General features: G+C 51.8%; 14 protein-coding genes and 1 pseudogene. 3 read left to right on the top strand and 12 right to left on the bottom strand.

Annotated features, from left to right (window positions below):
• Positions 1–4: 4 nt before the first annotated feature.
• From bglF to GC087_RS22745, 4 genes are all read right to left on the bottom strand, one after another.
• Complete coding sequence (bglF, locus tag GC087_RS22730; protein ID WP_324030728.1) at positions 5–1,858, bottom strand: PTS beta-glucoside transporter subunit IIABC; 1,854 nt, start codon at positions 1,856–1,858, stop codon at positions 5–7.
• A 127-nt stretch (positions 1,859–1,985) separates the two neighbouring features.
• Positions 1,986–2,819 (bottom strand): BglG family transcription antiterminator LicT, encoded by an 834-nt coding sequence (gene licT, locus GC087_RS22735; protein ID WP_033742480.1) that lies wholly within the window; start codon positions 2,817–2,819, stop codon positions 1,986–1,988.
• Between the two features lie 166 nt (positions 2,820–2,985).
• The gene (locus GC087_RS22740; RefSeq protein ID WP_324030746.1) at positions 2,986–4,221 is read right to left on the bottom strand and encodes a carbohydrate porin; all 1,236 of its coding nucleotides are present in this window, start codon (positions 4,219–4,221) and stop codon (positions 2,986–2,988) included.
• Positions 4,222–4,758: 537 nt separating this feature from the next.
• Complete coding sequence (locus GC087_RS22745; protein WP_039339441.1) at positions 4,759–5,301, bottom strand: chorismate mutase; 543 nt, start codon at positions 5,299–5,301, stop codon at positions 4,759–4,761.
• Positions 5,302–5,888: 587 nt separating this feature from the next.
• Here GC087_RS22745 and GC087_RS22750 point away from each other — a divergent pair.
• The gene (locus tag GC087_RS22750) at positions 5,889–7,817 is read left to right on the top strand and encodes a methyl-accepting chemotaxis protein (protein ID WP_324030729.1); all 1,929 of its coding nucleotides are present in this window, start codon (positions 5,889–5,891) and stop codon (positions 7,815–7,817) included.
• Between the two features lie 127 nt (positions 7,818–7,944).
• Here GC087_RS22750 and arnF read toward each other — a convergent pair whose 3' ends face one another.
• Genes arnF through arnB form a run of 7 tightly spaced genes read right to left on the bottom strand, consistent with a single transcriptional unit; the run spans position 7,945 to position 15,298 of the window.
• Positions 7,945–8,322 carry a 4-amino-4-deoxy-L-arabinose-phosphoundecaprenol flippase subunit ArnF gene (gene arnF, locus GC087_RS22755; RefSeq protein ID WP_039339445.1) on the bottom strand — a complete coding sequence of 126 codons (378 nt, stop codon included), beginning with the start codon at positions 8,320–8,322 and terminating at the stop codon, positions 7,945–7,947.
• On the bottom strand, positions 8,319–8,642 hold the full coding sequence (arnE, locus tag GC087_RS22760; protein WP_039339447.1) for a 4-amino-4-deoxy-L-arabinose-phosphoundecaprenol flippase subunit ArnE: 324 nt from the start codon (positions 8,640–8,642) through the stop codon (positions 8,319–8,321). Before arnE ends, arnF begins: the two co-directional genes overlap by 4 nt.
• A gap of 2 nt (positions 8,643–8,644) precedes the next feature.
• Positions 8,645–10,303 carry a lipid IV(A) 4-amino-4-deoxy-L-arabinosyltransferase gene (gene arnT, locus GC087_RS22765; RefSeq protein ID WP_058708901.1) on the bottom strand — a complete coding sequence of 553 codons (1,659 nt, stop codon included), beginning with the start codon at positions 10,301–10,303 and terminating at the stop codon, positions 8,645–8,647.
• Between the two features lie 5 nt (positions 10,304–10,308).
• Positions 10,309–11,202, bottom strand: coding sequence for a 4-deoxy-4-formamido-L-arabinose-phosphoundecaprenol deformylase (gene arnD, locus GC087_RS22770; protein WP_006121945.1), 894 nt, complete (start codon positions 11,200–11,202; stop codon positions 10,309–10,311).
• Entirely contained in the window at positions 11,199–13,181 is a 1,983-nt protein-coding gene (gene arnA / locus GC087_RS22775) for a bifunctional UDP-4-amino-4-deoxy-L-arabinose formyltransferase/UDP-glucuronic acid oxidase ArnA (protein ID WP_006121946.1), read from the bottom strand. The genes arnD and arnA overlap by 4 nt, the downstream gene beginning before the upstream one ends.
• The gene (arnC, locus tag GC087_RS22780) at positions 13,181–14,161 is read right to left on the bottom strand and encodes an undecaprenyl-phosphate 4-deoxy-4-formamido-L-arabinose transferase (RefSeq protein ID WP_033742463.1); all 981 of its coding nucleotides are present in this window, start codon (positions 14,159–14,161) and stop codon (positions 13,181–13,183) included. Before arnC ends, arnA begins: the two co-directional genes overlap by 1 nt.
• Positions 14,162–15,298 (bottom strand): UDP-4-amino-4-deoxy-L-arabinose aminotransferase, encoded by a 1,137-nt coding sequence (gene arnB / locus GC087_RS22785; protein ID WP_058702544.1) that lies wholly within the window; start codon positions 15,296–15,298, stop codon positions 14,162–14,164. It lies immediately after the preceding gene.
• 528 nt (positions 15,299–15,826) lie between these two features.
• On the opposite strand from arnB, the pseudogene GC087_RS22790 reads away from it, so the two are divergent.
• A pseudogene (locus GC087_RS22790) lies at positions 15,827–16,213 on the top strand (bleomycin resistance protein).
• Between the two features lie 7 nt (positions 16,214–16,220).
• Here the strand turns inward: GC087_RS22790 and GC087_RS22795 are convergent.
• Complete coding sequence (locus tag GC087_RS22795) at positions 16,221–16,532, bottom strand: hypothetical protein (protein ID WP_006121950.1); 312 nt, start codon at positions 16,530–16,532, stop codon at positions 16,221–16,223.
• Between the two features lie 175 nt (positions 16,533–16,707).
• Between GC087_RS22795 and GC087_RS22800 the strand changes: the two genes are divergently transcribed.
• Positions 16,708–16,992, top strand: coding sequence for a hypothetical protein (locus GC087_RS22800; RefSeq protein WP_006121951.1), 285 nt, complete (start codon positions 16,708–16,710; stop codon positions 16,990–16,992).
• Positions 16,993–17,385 lie beyond the last annotated feature (393 nt).

Here is a 17,385-nt window from a genome sequence, read left to right on the forward strand (position 1 = left end):
CCTGTTATTGATGGCTTACGCAGATTAGCGGTACACCGGCATTGGCGAATGTTGCCGTCACGGTCGCTACCTCGCGATATTCGTCGCTGTTGCTGATAATAATCGGGGTCGTCAGGTCGTAACCGGCATCGATAATTGCCTGACGATCAAACTCCAGCAGCAGATCGCCCGGCTGCACGCTGTCACCTACCTTCACGTGAGCGGTAAAGGGGATGCCATTGAGCTTCACGGTGTCGATGCCCACGTGAATCAATACTTCAATGCCGCTGTCGCTGAGCAGGCCAATGGCATGTTTGGTCTGAAAAAGCGAGGCAACAACGCCGGTGAAAGGGGCAACGACGTTGTTATCAGACGGAATGATAGCGGCACCGCTGCCCAGCAGGCCGCTGGCGAAGGTGGTATCCGGTACCTGGTCAAGTGCCAGAACGGTGCCGGTCATCGGCGATAACACCGTGTTTTTGCCTGCTGATGCGTGCCCGTTAGGCGTTGCGCGCGCTGGCATCCCGGCGACCAACGTCAGGCCGCAACTCAGGACCAGTGCCACCATTGTGCCGAAAAGGCCGCCCCACAGCGTGGCATCCACGCCGCCCGGCGGTATCATCTGGGCGAGGGTAAAAATATTGGCAAAGCCAAACGAATAAACGTGGGTATCGCTGAAGCCAACAATAGCTCCACCGACAGCTCCCGCCACGCAGCCAAAGATAAAGGGGCGGCGCAGCGGCAGATTGACACCATAGACCGCGGGTTCGGTAATGCCGAAGATCCCTGCCGTCACGGACGATCCGGCCAGCATTTTTTGACGCGCATCGCGGGTGCGCAGGAAGACCCCTAACGCCGCACCCACCTGACCGAAGACCGCAGGCAGCAGCATCGGCAACATAGAGTCGTGGCCCAGCACCGCCACGTTGTTTATCATCAACGGTACCAGCCCCCAGTGCAGACCAAAGATGACGCAGACCTGCCAGAGCGCGCCCATTGCCGCGCCCGCCAGCCACGGTGCCAGTGCATAGATCCATTGATAACCGTTTGCCAGCATCTGGCTGAGCCAGGTTGCCAGTGGGCCAATCACCAGGAAAGTCAGGGGGACCGTCACGCCCAGGCAAATGAGCGGCGCGAAGAAATTTTTCATCGAGGATGGCAGCAGCTTCGTACTCTGTCTTTCCAGCCAGCAGCTTACCCACGCGGCAAGAATAATCGGGATTACGGACGAGCTGTAGTTAAACCAGGTCACCGGAATGCCGAGAAACGCCTCGGTCACCGCATCCGGCTGCTGGCTGGCGTTGAACGCAGCGATCATGATCGGATGGGTCAGCGCGCCGCCAATGACCATGGTGATAAAAGGATTACCGCCGAACTTTTTCCCAGCGGTGTAGCCCAGCACTAATGGAAAAAAGAAGAACAGCGCGTCGCTGGCGGCGAACCATATTTTATAGGTGCCGCTTTCCGTGGTGAGCCAACCGCAGACCACTGCCAGCGCCAGTAACCCTTTGAGGATACCAGAGGCCGCCAGGACGCCGATAAATGGCGTAAAAATTCCGGAGACAATGTCGATCAGGCGGCCAGATAAGGTGCCCTTGTCGCCCTTTTCCTCCACGACAGGCGCGTCATCAGTCAGCCCGGCCTCGTTGCGCACCGCCTGCCAGACGTCATGGACGTGGTTCCCAATGACGACCTGAAATTGGCCGCCGCTTTCTACCACCATAATCACATCCGGGTTGTTCTTCAGCCCCTCGGCATCTGCTTTCTGCTTGTCTTTCAGTTTAAAACGAAGCCGGGTTGCGCAATGCACAAGGCTGATGATGTTCTCTTTTCCGCCAGCGTGGCTGAGAATATCCTTCGCTAAAGCCTGGTATTCCATCTCGTTTTCCTTACATCCGGTGCCTGTAGCCACCTGTTGAATTAAAAAAAAACCTGAGGGCGTCCTTCGTCAGAAGGCCGCACTCAGGTTTTGCCTGCGTAATGCAGTAACAATCCCGTGTTGAGGCTTAACGCCCCTCTTTTCTCACCCGCTCAATATGGAGGGTGAGAAACATGATTTCTTCGGTTGTCAGCTCGCGCTGATAGTTTTTATTCAGGTGCTGAGCGATTTTTCCGGCGCATTTCCAGGCCATGCCATAGTTGTCTTTGACCGCTGCATGCAAAGACACATCGTCATCCTGCACCACCGTGCGGGTCAGCATTCGCTGGGCAAAAAACTTCAGATGAGTAACGAAACGCTGATAGCTGAGCGACTCTTCGTCGTACTCCAGGTGCAGTTGATACTTCACCAGTTGCAGGATCTCCTGCATGATCCTGGTGACATGCATCACTTCAGGCATTTCACTGTCCAACTGGGCCGTAACCAGATGGAGAGCAATAAATCCCGCCTCATCCTCGGCCAAATCGACATGCAGACGTCGGGCAATAATGGCCCTCGCCTCCTGACCCAGCCCAAATTCTCTGGGATAGAGACGTTTAATTTCCCACAGCAACACATTTTTGATTGCCAGCCCTTTCTTTTGCCGCTCAATCGCAAAGTAGCAGTGGTCGGTTAAGGTGATATACAAACTATCCTGCAGCTTTCCCAGCCGCTGTCCTGCCAGCCTGATGATCTGGTCACAGGTCGTCATCACCTCAAGTGGGATCTGACTCAGCAGTTCCCCTAGCCGACGCACCAGCACGTCATTCTGCAGCGCAAACACCTTTTCAATCAGTGCGGTTTCCAGCGTGTCGCCTGCGCGCTTCTGAAAGGCCAGCCCACGCCCCATGACAACCTGTTCGGACCCACGCTCATCCAGAGCAACCACCACATTGTTATTAAGAATTTTGGCGATTTTCATCGGAACCCCAGAAACAAAAAAACCTGACATCCGGCAGAAGCCAGAAAATCAGGTTTTGCCTGCTTTTAGCAGTCACAATCCAGTGAGGGAACTCTATCAGTTTCAATTACAACCTATCCGTATCATGCGTAAAAAACGTGACACATATCGTACTTTTGCTGTGGGGTCAGAAAGTTACCGCGGTTTTCAGCGTGGTGACCCAGGCATCCTGCGTGCGCGATACGCCGCCCGGTTGGTGCCAGTACTGTATGCCCGGCTGTAGCTCCAGCCACGACAGAGGACGGAAGCGATAGTAAAACTCCCCGTTCAGGGAATGGCCCGGTACCGGATGATACATCGGATTGTTATGATCACTCAGCCCGCTAAGTGTATTCATATAGCGCTGATTTCGGGCATAGCCAGTGCTCATATCAATCCAGCTGAGACCAAGACCCATCCAGTCTTCCGGTCGTGCGTCAAACAGTCCCCGATAGCGCACTGAGGCGGCATAAACCTGATGAATATAATTGGTACGCTGGTCGGCAAGGCTCATGCTGGCGGAGGCACTTAACCCACGATTCGAATCGTCCTTATGCTGCGTGAGTTGCTGATTCATTCCGGCGTACACAAACCAGGTACGATTGCGTTGTGTATAACCTTCTGGGTCTGTTGCCCCTGCCCCACCCGATCTTCCGTGATAAAGATCCGTTTGTGGCGCATTGGTGAATACCACGCCCAGGTTATACGCTCCGGGAAGATGATTGATCATCGGGCGCGCTTCAATTTCAACCGGAAGTAATATGCCTTTGCTGCCCTTCGTCGACCCGCTCCAGGCATGATGACGGCTGGAGGCATCCGGGTTCTGCTCCATCACTCCCCCCTTTAATGTGAGGGCCGGCGTCACGTTATACGACAGCGTTGTGCCCCAGGTGTGGACGTTCCAGTTATGCCAGGTGAGCGCGTTAGCCGACTTGCCGCCGCACTGGGAAAGTAGCTGGAAGTCACAGGGAATGATCTGATCGAAGGTCTGGACTTTATTCATCATCCCGATTCGCCAGGTGATGCGGCGATCGTCAAAACTGCGCGCAAAGGTCAGCCAGCCCAAACGGGTAATGGACTGGCCGCCCCAGCTTTCCTGCGTCAGGTCGTTGATATTCACTCGCGGATCCTGCACGCGTCTGGTGGTGAGGTCATCATTGTGGTTACGATTGACGATATTCCCCTCAATTCGTGCATCGGGAATACCTGTCCAGCGCGCCAAATCCTGAGTGAAGGTCAACGCAAACTGATCGATATAAGCCACATGCGAGTCTTGATGGTAGCCACCGCCAGCATTCCAGCCGATTTCGTTCAGATAACCCAGATTGTAGGTAAAACCGTTATCATTAAGGATGTTACGAATACCCAACATATCGCCCAGCATGGGAGCGGGAGAAGCGTCAAAACCTAATACTGTGCCATTCCATTCCTGGCCGACTGATAGCGGTGAAACCAGCAAAAGCGCGAGTACATACTGTTTGTAGCGAGCATTTATCATCTTTCTTTACATCCTGATAAACATACATATGTGAAAATGGGGAATGTTCAGTTTGTTAGGGTGTTGCCTGTTCTTCAGGCCAAAAAAAACCCGAACGCTTAATGGGTTATCCCATATCGCGTTCAGGTTTTGCCTGTCGACCAGTAACAATCCTGAATTCAGTCGCCAAAAACCTTATCATCTGTAAGGTTTTCAGGAAGCATGTATTGGCTACGTATGTGATTCAGGTAGCAGTTTTGTCGAAAGAAACAGCCGTGCGCCGAGCAGAACGACTGCATTACCTGCGCGTATCAAAAGGGGATTTCCGACAGAACAGTCAGGAAGTGAAAACAGCATCGCCCGCCTGACAGGACGGGCGTGATGTTGCAATGCAGATATAATGAGAAGTCGTTCGTTATTTAACGCGTGTACGCTGGCGGCACGTTACCGCTTTAGTTTAATTTGCTCAAGTCCCTGTAAAACGTTATTAATATCATCCCCGCTCAGATGTTGCACATCCAGTTGGTGATGAAGAGAGGTTAAATCGCTTTTCGAAAAACTGCCCTGCGACAGTTGCTGATGAATCGCTTGCAGAATTTGTTCATCTAACTGATTGATTTGCTTTCGCAACTCAGCCAGATCTTTAGCCGGTGGGACCGACTGAGGTTTGGCCAGCCAGTCCGCCATGTAGCGATACTGAATCGCTTTGCTGGCATCCATCAATGCCTGAAAGAAGACGGTAACAGATTGGGGATCCAGCCCGGCCTGAGCCGATTTTTCCTGCGCTTCTGCCAGCACATCCTTTTCCCTGGTCAGGTCTTCAACCGGCTTGTTATGCACTTTTTTGAACGCTGCGACGTCTTTCATCAGCAGCATTCTTTCATGCAGTGCGCGTGAGAGCAGAGAGACAGGTTGGGATGCTGCAGGCGCAGCAGCAGCGGAGCCGCTAAAAATAAGGGCGGCCAGCAGAAAGGTCATATATTGCATGTTTGGTTAGCCTGTTTCCAAATAGTTGAAAAAGATTAATCATATTAAACGCACCTCTCAATAATGAAGTGTCTGTGAAACATTAGTTAATCTCTGTAATTAACTAATACAAATTATAAACACACCCAGGGTTGAAGGTCATAAATCATTAGAATACGTACACTATCATTATGGCCACCCTAACCGCGCCGCTTCAATGTTAATATTTAGTCAACAAGTTGAGCGGATAACCAGTGAAAAATCAATCAGATTACTGATTAAGATATTGAATATTTTTATAAAATTATAAATTTATGGAAGTTTGAAACAGTAAAATTTTTGTTCTCATAACGCCAGAAAACGTAAAAAACGTCAGACAGAACTCGCCTCTTATTATTCGCAAGCTAATTATCATGCCTTTTATTAATGACGTTTAAAGTTTTAATTTTTCTTTTAAAACAGTGCAAATGCATCACCTCCATATTTGTGAAGATTTATTTCAAAACGTCTTTAAAGTTTTCAACGTAACAGTCGATAAGTTTTATTAAGCAGTAGAAGCCTGTTTCTCGCTGCAAATTATTTCCCTTACCGGCTATCAGGGTGGAATTATGTTTATTACGCGTACGTTTTCCGATATGAAAATGGGGAAAAAGCTGGGGCTCAGTTTTGTTGTGCTGATAGTTGCAACCCTGACCATCGCACTGTTAGCGTTTAAAGGCTTTGAAACCATTAAGGAGAATGCGCAAAAACAGGACATTACTGTCGATTTTGTCAACACACTCGGTGAAGCACGAACCAGCCGGCTGCTTTATCAGTACACGAAAGACGAACACTATGCGCAGGTTAACGCAAAAGCGCTGAACGATTTAACAGCACAGGTAAACAGACTTAAGACCTTTAGCTGGGACAGTCAGAGCGAAAACACACTTACTACTGCCGCAAACGAACTGGAAAACTACAAGACGCACCGCGAGGTTTTTTATAATGCCTCGCAAAAAACGTTTGCTGCCGCCTCCCTCATTCAAAACAATGATCTGCTGGCTGTCGGTCAGCGGCTTGATGGTATCACGATTCCCGCTCAGCCTGAGGCCATGCTTCAGGTGTTGCGCTTAGCATCGATACTGAAAGAGATCGCCGGTGATGTAGAGCGTTTTGTCGACAAACCGACCGAATCCAGTAAAAGTGAAATCAGCGACAACATTTCCACCGTTACTCAGTTGCGCGCACAGTTGCTCGCGCTGTCTGTCCCGGATATCCAGGCGGTGCTGGAGACGCAGAAAACGGATTTGGCGCAACTCAGGCAGGCCTTTACTGACTATCTGTCAGCCGTGGCGGTAGAAACAACCGCGTCGAAACAACTGAACATCACCGCCGGAAAACTGAATACGTCCGTTGCGGAGCTTTTTAACTACCAGGCTTCCGAATCCGCAAATGCATTACACAAAGCGGAAACGCAGATTGCGATTGTCGCCGCGATTTGTGTGCTGCTTAGTCTGCTGATCGCCTGGCGAATAACGCTTTCCATTACGGTTCCGTTGAAAGAAACGCTCAGCGTAGCCAAACGCATAGCGGAAGGCGACTTGACCGCCTCGCTGTCCACGGCTCGTCGTGATGAACTGGGGCAATTGATGCAGGCCGTCAGCCTGATGAACGACAGCCTGCAAAACATAATTACCCATGTACGCGACGGCGTGAACAGCGTGGCTCGCGCTTCTTCAGAGATCGCTGCCGGCAATATGGATCTGTCTTCCCGGACCGAGCAACAGTCTGCCGCCGTGGTGCAAACTGCGGCCAGCATGGAAGAGTTAACCTCCACCGTGAAACAGAATGCGGAAAACGCGCATCACGCCAGCCAACTCGCTACAGAGGCTTCTGCCAATGCCGGACGCGGCGGTGAGATCATCCGAAGCGTTGTCACCACCATGCAAGGCATTACGACCAGTTCAGGTAAGATTGGCGAAATTATCAGTGTCATTAACGGTATTTCCTTCCAGACGAATATTCTGGCCCTGAACGCTGCCGTAGAGGCGGCCCGTGCCGGCGAACAAGGGCGTGGTTTTGCCGTTGTCGCTGGCGAAGTCAGAAACCTGGCGCAGCGCAGCGCTGTTGCGGCTAAGGAAATTGAGACGCTGATCCGCGATTCACTGAATCGCGTCAATGAAGGTTCGACCCTGGTGGATCAGGCGGGAACGACAATGGACGAGATCGTGCTGTCGGTGACCCAGGTTAAAGATATTATGAGCGAAATCGCTGCAGCCTCGGATGAGCAGAATCGTGGCATATCGCAGATCGCCCAGGCGATGACAGAGATGGACACCACGACGCAACAAAACGCCGCGCTGGTTGAAGAGTCCTCAGCCGCTGCCAGCTCACTGGAATCGCAGGCAGAAGCGTTGGAAAAAACGGTTGCTGTATTCCGGGTACCCAGTAATAAGAAAAGTGTGGTGGCCAGTCAGGCTATATCGTCCGCGGCACCTAAAGTCGTGGTGTCTGCACGCCAGTCCAGCGTAACTGAAGCCAATTGGGAAACGTTCTGATACCGGAAACAGTGACGCCGGCAAGTTGCCGGCGTCACTGTGGTTGGCTGAAAAGAGCGGTGCAACACGTATCCTGAACTGATTTTGTTGCCCTGCTTATAACGACGCCGGTTCCGGTCTGGTCATTTCAGTCGGTTTTGTGCGGCTTAATACACATACAGAGTAATCCTGCCAGCACCAACATGACGCCGACCATCGCGCCTGTATGAAAAGGCTCAGCGAACAGCGGCAGACTGATTGCCATCAACCAGACCAGTACATAGCTGATACTCAGCAACGGATAGGCCCGGCTGAGTGGCAGATGGCGCAGTGCCAGAAACCAGCTCACCATCGAACAGGCGTAAGCAGTCAGTCCGCCACACAGAATCAGCAGCGGCAGCCAGTTCACGGGATGCTGGATCAACACGGCCTGTAAACTGGGCAACTGAAGCATCGCCCAGCGCAGCATTAACTGAGCGAGTGTCACCAGCAAAACGCTGCATAAGGCCAGCAAATAACCCTTCATGCGTAGCTCCCTATCAGGGCGACGCCTGCGACAATCAGTACCGTGCCAGCCCATTGCAGAGGCGACATTTTTTCACGCCAGATAAACCGTGCGGCCAGGGCAACCAGAATAAAGTTAATACTCAGCATCGGGTAGGCCAGGCTTACCGGCAAACGCTGCAGCACCAGCAACCAGGCCACCATCCCCAGCGCTAACATTATAAGACTGGCCAGCAGCCAGCCGGCCAGGTTAGCCCTGTTTGTTTGCCGTGCCGCCTGTTTCTGACAGAGCTGACCTGCGCAGGTGAGTAAACTGGTCAGCAGCACCAATAATAAACTCACGATCAGTTAGCCGCATTGTATTGCAGTAACAGCATCCGACCGTTGCGATAGACCGCATCCGCTGGCGGTAAATCCGTGGGTGTCGCTTCACCGCGTTCCAGCATCATGATCAACGAGACATTGCCCTGCTTACGGTGCGCCTGAAGCCATTGCGGGAAATCCTCGCTGCTGACATAGGCAGACTGGGCATCGGGATAGCTAAGACCATACTGCAGCTCGCCCTTTTGACTGTAGGCAATGATATCGCTGCGTTTCAGCGTCCAGGCGATGGCTGACGACACGCCGGAATTATCACTTAAGATATAGCGGCTGTTCGCCAGGCTGTTTTCAATACTGCGGATGAAGACCTGGGGTTGCTTGGTATTCTCAACGCTTTCCGGAATTGCCGAACCGACACAGAGCGCCAGCGCCAAAGGGCAAAGCGCGGCGGCCAGCCAGTTGCGTTGTGGCGATTTCAGGCTGAAAGCCCCCGCGACAGCCCAGCCCGCAAACGCGATCACGGCCATAATGAGTGCAACCAGCTGATGTGCGCCATAGAGCGGACGATGGCTTAATCCCCAGGGTGCCAGCACGACCAGCAACGTAACCACACAGATCGCGCCAAACAGGATATTGATCCAGGCGTTGACTTTAAAGACGCGCGTGTTCTCACCCACTTTACGCCAGGCATAGTCAGCCATCAGCAGCGCCAGCGGCGCAAAGCAAGGCAGGATATACGTCGGCAGTTTCCCTTTCGCAATGCTGAAAAACACCAAGGGGATCACGACCCAGCTCAACAGATAAACACCACCTGAGGACTGCTGGCGTTGGGTCCAGCCTGAACGCAGTGCGCCCGGTAACAACGCCAGCCAGGGCAGCGCGCCGGCAATCAGCACTGGCAGGTAGTACCAGAAAGGTGCCTTATGCTGTGCGTTGTCTTCGGCAAAACGTTGGATATGCTCAACCCAGAAAAAGTAATGCCAGAAATCAGGTTGTTGCTGCTGAATGGCAATCGCCCAGGGTGCACTGATGGCTGCCGCACTGACAATCGCCAGTGGGCCATAAATAACCAGTTCCCGAAAACGCTGGTTCCAGATCGCCCATGGAAGGATCGCCAGTACAGGAACCGCCAGGGCAAGGAAACCTTTGGTCATAAAGCCCATGCCGCAGGCTAAGCCCAAAATCAGATAACGGAGGATACGTTGCCGCACATTTTGCGCTTCGCTGGCGAACCAGTAGCTGCACATCGCCGCAACCATCCATAACGTCAGCATCGGATCCAGCACGGCATAAGTACCAATACCGTAGACCAGAAGTGAGGTCATAAAGATAACGCTGGCCGTGAGAGCAACGGTACGGCGAGCAAACAGGCGACAACCCAGCCAGTAAATCAGGATGGCGCTCATCAGGGTTGAAAAGACCGAACCAATCCTGACGGCGAAGTTATTGTGACCAAAAATGGCCTGTCCAACAGTATTGAACCAGTAGCCGGCGATGGGTTTTTCGAAATAACGCAGACCGAAGAAGTGCGGCGTAATCCAGTTGCCGTTTTGCAGCATTTCACGGCTGATTTCGGCATAACGCGTTTCATCAGGCTGCCAGAGATTGCGGAACTCCAGAGGAAGTAAATAATAAAGAACGAAAAGTGAAACCAGTAGTACCGTCTTTTTGGTGGCAGTCATGGTGCTTACCTTGTTAAATTCTCACAACCCAACCAGCCTTCCCGGCCAGCAATGTGCCCACGAACAACCTTGCCGACAGGCAATGTATCGAGGTCGTCAGGCAAGAGGTCGCTCAGCGGGCAAAATTGTATTCCCTGCTCGCGGGCACGCTGTAACAACGTATCGAACGCATTGAGTTGACTGATACCTTCGACTTCAGCATGGATGGTATACACCGGGGTGCCCTGATCGGCGTGGATCTGTTCCAGGATGTAATCGTTGAACCGTTCAGCACTCAGCGTGGGACCGACCACTTCGTCCCAGGTGGGTAACGTCACGGGGATCTGTACCGTACCCGGCTCGCCATTTCTCAACAGTGGGCGAAAAGGCGCGGTACCGCGGCAATCGCTGTTGTACGCAAAACCAAATGTTTGCTTGGCCTGAATAACACGACCATCCGCGCGCCAGCCCGCCACGGCGGAACAGGTGACAGGTTTGCCGATAATGGCCTCCAGCGCATCCCGTCCTTTCGCAATCTGCTGAATAAGCTGTTCTTCATTCCAGACGCCTGCCCACGTTTGCCAGGCAAAGTGATCCCAGGCGTGCAGGCCAACTTCATGGTAATCGGCCGTCATGCGGATAATATCGCGCATCCCTGCCCCAATCTGTTTTCCTGGCCAGGCGGTCCCGGCCAACAGGATATCCCAGCCATAAAGCGATGCTGCGCGTGAGCGCAGCATTTTCCACAGAAAGCGCGGCTTCATCAGACGCCATAAATGGCGTCCCATGTTGTCAGGCCCGACACTGAAGAAAAAGGATGACTGGACATCGTGTTTTTTGAAGACCTCAATCAGCGCGGGCACGCCAAGTTTTGTCCCGCGCCAGGTATCGACATCGACACGTAGACCGACTTTCCTCATGCCTTATCGTCCTGAAGCTCAACGGTGCGCAGGAAGAAGTCGAGAGTGTTATCGATGGTCGTATTCATTTGCACTTCAGGTGTCCAGCCCAGCAGGCGTTTTGCATTACGGATTGAAGGCTTACGGTGCTCAACATCCTGATAGCCCTTGCCATAATAGCTGCTGCTTTCCACTTCACGGAAACCGGCAAACGGCGGGAAGCTGGCACGCAGCGGGTGACGCTCAAAGCTCTCCAGCAGACGTTCTGCCAGCTCTTTGATACTCGCTTCGTTGTCTGGATTACCGATGTTAATGATCTGCCCGTCGCAGTTATTGTTTTTGTTTTCAATAATTCTGAACAGGGCTTCAACACCATCACTGATATCTGTAAAACAGCGCTTCTGACGACCACCATCAAACAGCTTGATAGGCGAACCTTCCACCAGGTTTAAAATCAACTGGGTAATGGCACGCGAACTTCCGATGCGCGCGGCATTGAGGTTGTCCAGGCGCGGACCCATCCAGTTAAACGGACGGAACAGGGTGAAGCGCAGACCTTCTTTTTCACCGTAAGCCCAGATGACCCGGTCTAACAGCTGCTTGGAAACCGAGTAAATCCAGCGCTGTTTGTTAATCGGACCGACGACCAGGTTCGAGTGGTCTTCATCAAAGTTGCTGTCGGTACACATCCCATACACTTCGGACGTTGACGGGAAAATGATACGTTTGCCGTACTTCACACAGTCGCGAACAATTTTGAGGTTTTCTTCAAAATCCAGCTCAAAGACACGCAGCGGGTTGCGGGTATACTCAATCGGCGTGGCGATAGCGACCAACGGCAGAATGACGTCACATTTTTTAATGTGGTATTCGATCCACTCTGAGTGGATGCTGATATCGCCTTCAACAAACTGGAAGCGCGGGTGACCAACAAAGCGGCTGATCGCGTCGGAACCAATATCCAGGCCAAACACTTCGAAGTTGTCGTCCTGCAGCAGGCGCTCGGTCAGATGGTTACCAATAAAGCCGTTAACACCCAGGATCAACACGCGGGTGCGACGCTTCACGGCGGCCACAGCCTGAGAATACAGCAGTGCGCCATTTACCATGCCCAGATGTTGCGCCAGCTGAACACCGTTCATGTAAACGCTGTTCGGGGTTTGCCCCGTCTGGATTTCCAGCGCGCCTTCACCACAAGCCACGACAAACGGATCGGCTGACAGCACGGTTCCCGGACGAGCGTTGTGCGCGGTCGTTAAAACTTTGGCTTTCCAGACCACAAACTTTGTGGTGCCGGCAAACGCAAACGCGCCCGGCCATGGATCGGTAACGGCACGGACCAGATTATTGATTTGCTTAGCAGGCAGGCTCCAGTTGATGCGACCATCTTCTGGTGTTCTGCGACCCACAACCGTGGCTTCCGCTTCGTTTTGCGGCTTGCCGACGATATTGCCCTGTTTCATCGCGGGCAAGGTGCTTTCCAGCAGCTCACTGGCACAGTCAACCAGTTTGCGGTGCAGGGTTAACGCGTTGTCTTCTTCAGCAATGGCGATGCGCTGTTGCGCGATGATTTCACCCGCATCGGCTTTTTTCACCATGCGGTGTAAGGTCACACCGGTTTCCGTTTCGCCATTCACCAGCGCCCAGTTTAATGGCGCACGACCGCGGTATTTTGGCAGCAGTGAACCGTGCAGGTTAAAAGCGCCCTGCTTCGCGCAGTTCAGAATGTCGTCACACAACAGGTTGCGATAGTAGAAGGAGAAAATAACATCAGGTTCTGCTGATTTAATGCGATCGATCCACAGCGGATGGTTAACCTCATCCGGAGCATAAACCGGGATTGAATTTTCAGCCGCAATTCGCGCCACTGAGCCAAAAAAGTGATTTTCTGACGCCGTGTCGGCATGGGTGTAGATGGCGCTGATAGTGAAGCCTGCTTTCAACAGCGCATTAATGCCCGCACAACCCATGTCGTGATAAGCGAAGACGATAGTTTTCATTACTCGGTTTCCTGTACAGAACGGTCTTTCTGAGGATTGATAACACGTTGAATAAAATAGCGTGGACGGGCACGTACATCGTTGTAGATACGACCAATGTATTCACCCAGCAGTCCCATGCCGATAAATTGCGCGCCGATAAAGATAAACAGGACGGCAAACAACATAAAAACACCATCGCCAGCCCAGGCTGCGCCCAGAAACAGCCGCAGCAGAATCAGAATCACGGAGAACGCAAAACCTGCAATCGCAATCAGGCTGCCCAGTACACTTAGCATGCGTAGTGGTGTGGTTGTGAGACAGGTGACAAGGTCGTACATCAGGTTAATCAGGCGCATAAAGCTGTACTTCGAACTGCCGTGTTCACGTTCTGCGTGAGTAACCGGGAGTTCAATCGTACGACGCGCAAAGGTGTTAGCCAGGATCGGGATAAACGTGCTGCGCTCATGGCAGTTAAGCATGGCATCGATAATGTGACGGCGATAAGCCCGCAGCATACAACCGTAATCCCCCATCGATTTACCGGTCACGCGTTGAATCATCTGGTTGATGGTGCGTGATGCCTGACGACGGAACCAGCTGTCCTGACGATTCTGGCGTACCGTGCCGACAACGTCATAGCCTTCCTGAGCGGCGGCCACCAGACGGGGAATTTCTTCGGGTGGGTTTTGCAAATCGGCATCCAGCGTGATGATGAGATCGCCGCTGACATTGCTGAATCCCGCCATAATCGCGGAGTGCTGACCATAGTTACGGTTGAGCAAAACGGCGACAATATGACTGCCGGGCAGTGAGGCTGCATCGGCGATCATCGTCGCGGACGCATCCTGGCTGCCGTCGTCGACCAGCAGAATTTCATAGTCCAGGTTCAGGCTCTTACAGGCATCATCGGTACGCTGAATCAATGCCGGTAAGCTTTCCTGCTCATTGTAAACCGGGATGACTACCGATACTTTTTCAATCTTTTTATCGTCGAACATTTAAACCCCAGCCAGTCCACGTAGTGCGCTGATAACGCGTTCAACGTCATCGTCAGTCATGTCGGGAAACAACGGAATGGAACAAATACGCTCGCTGTTCCACTCAGTGGCAGGCAGCGATAAATGCGGATAATGCTCACGGTAATATTTGTGCGTATGCGCTGCACGGAAATGCAGCCCCGTGCCGATGTCCTGCTCTTTCAGCGCCTGCATCAGTGCATCACGGGTCATACCGCACGCCTGCTCATCAACGCGAATAATGAAGAGATGCCAGGCGTGCTGATGCTGCCAGGCGGGCGGAACAAGAGGCTTAAACGGCGTATCTTTAAGGGCATCGAGGTAACGTTGCGCTATCGCCGCGCGACGCTGATTGATTTCGGGGAGCTTCTCCAGCTGAACCAGCGCAATGGCCGCGCTGATATCCGGCAGATTGTATTTAAAGCCCGGCATAATCACTTCTGCCTGCGGCTGACGACCGTGTGTTTGACGATCAAACGCGTCGACGCCCAGACCATGAAACTTCAGGCTGCGAATGCGATCGGCCAGAGCCGCGTCGTCGGTGACGACCAGGCCACCTTCTGCGCAGGTCATGTTTTTGATGGCATGGAAGGAAAAAATAGCATTTCCCTGGCCACCCACGTGTTTACCTTTGTAGTAGGTACCGGCCGCATGCGCGGCATCTTCAATGACCGGAATGCCATGGCGTTGGCCGATAGCATAGATCGCGTCCATATCCGCAGGCGCACCCGCATAATGGACAGGGATAATCGCCCTGGTTTTCGGCGTAATCGCCGCTTCGATAGCTTCAGGGGTCACCATCAGATTATCGATATCCACATCGATCATCACCGGCATCGCACCAAGTAACGTGATGATATTTAATGTAGAAACCCAGGTCAGGGAAGGTGTGATGACTTCATCACCGGCTTTAATGCCCAACGCCATTAACATGACGTGCATACCGGCAGTAGCAGACGTGACGGCAATAGCGTGTTGATTGCCGGTTAACTGGCAAAATGCGCGCTCAAGTTCAGCACACTTCGGCCCGGTCGTAATCCAGCCAGACGCAAAGACCTCACGCACTGCAGACAATTCAGTCTCGCCTAAAGAAGGACGAGAAAACGGAAGAAACGCCATTAAGTAATGTCCTTAAACTGTTTTGCCTTTTTTCCAGAAGAAAGAGGATAAGTTTGAAATATGAAAACAGCCAAAATGTAATCTTATGCTCATTTTTTTCCGTTAAAATCCGCGAAAAGAGGCAAAGTACACTGACCTCTGATCGTGAAGTCAAATATTAGAAAAATATTCACTTCATAACGATGCCAAATGATACGCTCGTAACCTTAACCAAACATTAAACGCTTCATTCAATTCACAAATTGACACGATCTTTATTAGGTTTACCAGATTAATCACATTAAATAAACAGATATGTTTGACAGTTTCATGAAGAGATTACCGCACATTCTGCAAATGCTGCCAGGCGGTATCTACATTGTTGACAGATAGCATTTTCTAAGGGAAAGTCGGAGTTTTGATACACGCGTTGCACTCATAATGTGACGGTGATCACTTTTCTAACTTTTAGATTTTTTTCTTATGAACAAGGAATTAGGCGTCACTACATCGTCAGTTGAACCTGCTGATTCTGGCTTCTGGAATTCGATGGTGCCGGAACTGACTGTCACTGATTTTGCCAGATCCTTTGCGTTTTATGTCGATGAACTGGGGTTTACTTTGAGAATAAGACGCATTCATTCAGACTTCGCTTATCTCTGTTATGGTGAAGCGCAATTAATGATTTAACAGCAGCATGACGCGGGCTGGCACACCGCAGAGATGCAGTATCCTTTGGGACGCGGTATTAACTTCCAGACAGAAGTCTCCAATATTCAGCAGCTTCACACGCGCCTGGTGAAAACGGGCACGCCCTTGTTCCGACCACTTAGCGAAAACGCCTACTCTACGGGTGAGAAATATGAACGCCAGCAGGAGTTACTGGTTCAGGATCCAGATGGCTACCTGCTGCGTTTTTGTCAGGTCTTAGACTGAAAAAACATTACAGCGCGACCACCTCGCTGACCTGATGGTGAAAGACATAGGGATCGGAGATCAACCCAAACTGTTCGTCATCCGCATAGGTAACTGCCACCGGGTAATCCTCGCCAGCAAACGCTTTCACTGCCGCCAGATCCCGCCAGTATGTGGCCAGAAAGAAATGCTGCCACTCTCCCTGTGCAACCTGATGAATAAAAGCGCCTGTGTTACCGGGTACCGATTCTGCATGCTGCACGCCCGTCTTCTGTAGATGCGTAAAAAATGCCTCTGCGTGCTGCTGAGGGACACAACCATGCCAGGTTCTGACAATCATCGTTTTCTCCTTTTAATGACGTAATGTCATGGTAACACGCTGTTTTTATAAAAAATTAAGACTGGCAGTGAAAAATAATGTTGTCGGCTGGCACAAATCCGAATTTGTTCTACATTTAGTGGCCCGACCAGGGGAACGACATTCATCACAGCAAAAAACAAAAACGGTAAAAATTATGGAATTGAGCAAGTTTGAGGTCAGAACGGGCCTGTGGCCACACATGCATTTCACGGATATTGAATACGATCACCGTGGCGGAAGTTACGAAATTTATGCCACCGATGTGACCAATCAAACCAAGAGTAAACTGTTTATCTGTCGTACCACGGATGAACAACAGGCGAAGCAACTGGCGGAGCAATTTAAAATCTGGCTGCCCAAAGTTAACAGCAGAAAGCGTAAAGCGACGGCGAAATCCGCACTTACCGGTTATGATCGCGTCGCGTGCCATAAAGGGTAAATACGGATTCATGCTGGCCGCCCCGTAGCAGATGAAGGCTGCTGTGGGGCGGCCTTGCACAGAAGCGATAAATCACGCGACCGATCAGGTTTGCGCCAGACATTACGCGGCGGCGTTATTAAACCGGGCGGTTTTTCATCGTATCAGTCGGACAGCCTTGTATGAACGTCACCTGGCCTGCCCGTAACCACTTCCTGCCCGGCACCATGCCAGTCTTGCCTGAGCAAAACGCTCACCATAAAAGTGACAGTGTCATTTTTTCTGCCCAGCGCTAACGCATCGGCATCGCAGACATTCCCCACACTGAGCAACCCCCGTAATGCCTTAAACGTAAACGTCTGACTCCGCCTGGTCAGCCGTTTGATAACAACATGAAAAAGCGTCTGATGTCCG

It is taken from the genome of Pantoea sp. JZ2, assembly GCF_035191405.1.
Lineage (GTDB): Bacteria > Pseudomonadota > Gammaproteobacteria > Enterobacterales > Enterobacteriaceae > Pantoea > Pantoea stewartii.

What these genes read in the sequence shown, in the direction of transcription:
- bglF (WP_324030728.1), bottom strand. Translation starts at nt 1,858, where the DNA reads ATGGAATACCAGGCTTTAGCGAAGGATATTCTCAGCCACGCTGGCGGA.
- licT (WP_033742480.1), bottom strand. Translation starts at nt 2,819, where the DNA reads ATGAAAATCGCCAAAATTCTTAATAACAATGTGGTGGTTGCTCTGGAT.
- GC087_RS22740 (WP_324030746.1), bottom strand. Translation starts at nt 4,221, where the DNA reads ATGCTGGGCGATATGTTGGGTATTCGTAACATCCTTAATGATAACGGT.
- GC087_RS22745 (WP_039339441.1), bottom strand. Translation starts at nt 5,301, where the DNA reads ATGCAATATATGACCTTTCTGCTGGCCGCCCTTATTTTTAGCGGCTCC.
- GC087_RS22750 (WP_324030729.1), top strand. Translation starts at nt 5,889, where the DNA reads ATGTTTATTACGCGTACGTTTTCCGATATGAAAATGGGGAAAAAGCTG.
- arnF (WP_039339445.1), bottom strand. Translation starts at nt 8,322, where the DNA reads ATGAAGGGTTATTTGCTGGCCTTATGCAGCGTTTTGCTGGTGACACTC.
- arnT (WP_058708901.1), bottom strand. Translation starts at nt 10,303, where the DNA reads ATGACTGCCACCAAAAAGACGGTACTACTGGTTTCACTTTTCGTTCTT.
- arnD (WP_006121945.1), bottom strand. Translation starts at nt 11,202, where the DNA reads ATGAGGAAAGTCGGTCTACGTGTCGATGTCGATACCTGGCGCGGGACA.
- arnA (WP_006121946.1), bottom strand. Translation starts at nt 13,181, where the DNA reads ATGAAAACTATCGTCTTCGCTTATCACGACATGGGTTGTGCGGGCATT.
- arnC (WP_033742463.1), bottom strand. Translation starts at nt 14,161, where the DNA reads ATGTTCGACGATAAAAAGATTGAAAAAGTATCGGTAGTCATCCCGGTT.
- arnB (WP_058702544.1), bottom strand. Translation starts at nt 15,298, where the DNA reads ATGGCGTTTCTTCCGTTTTCTCGTCCTTCTTTAGGCGAGACTGAATTG.
- GC087_RS22795 (WP_006121950.1), bottom strand. Translation starts at nt 16,532, where the DNA reads ATGATTGTCAGAACCTGGCATGGTTGTGTCCCTCAGCAGCACGCAGAG.
- GC087_RS22800 (WP_006121951.1), top strand. Translation starts at nt 16,708, where the DNA reads ATGGAATTGAGCAAGTTTGAGGTCAGAACGGGCCTGTGGCCACACATG.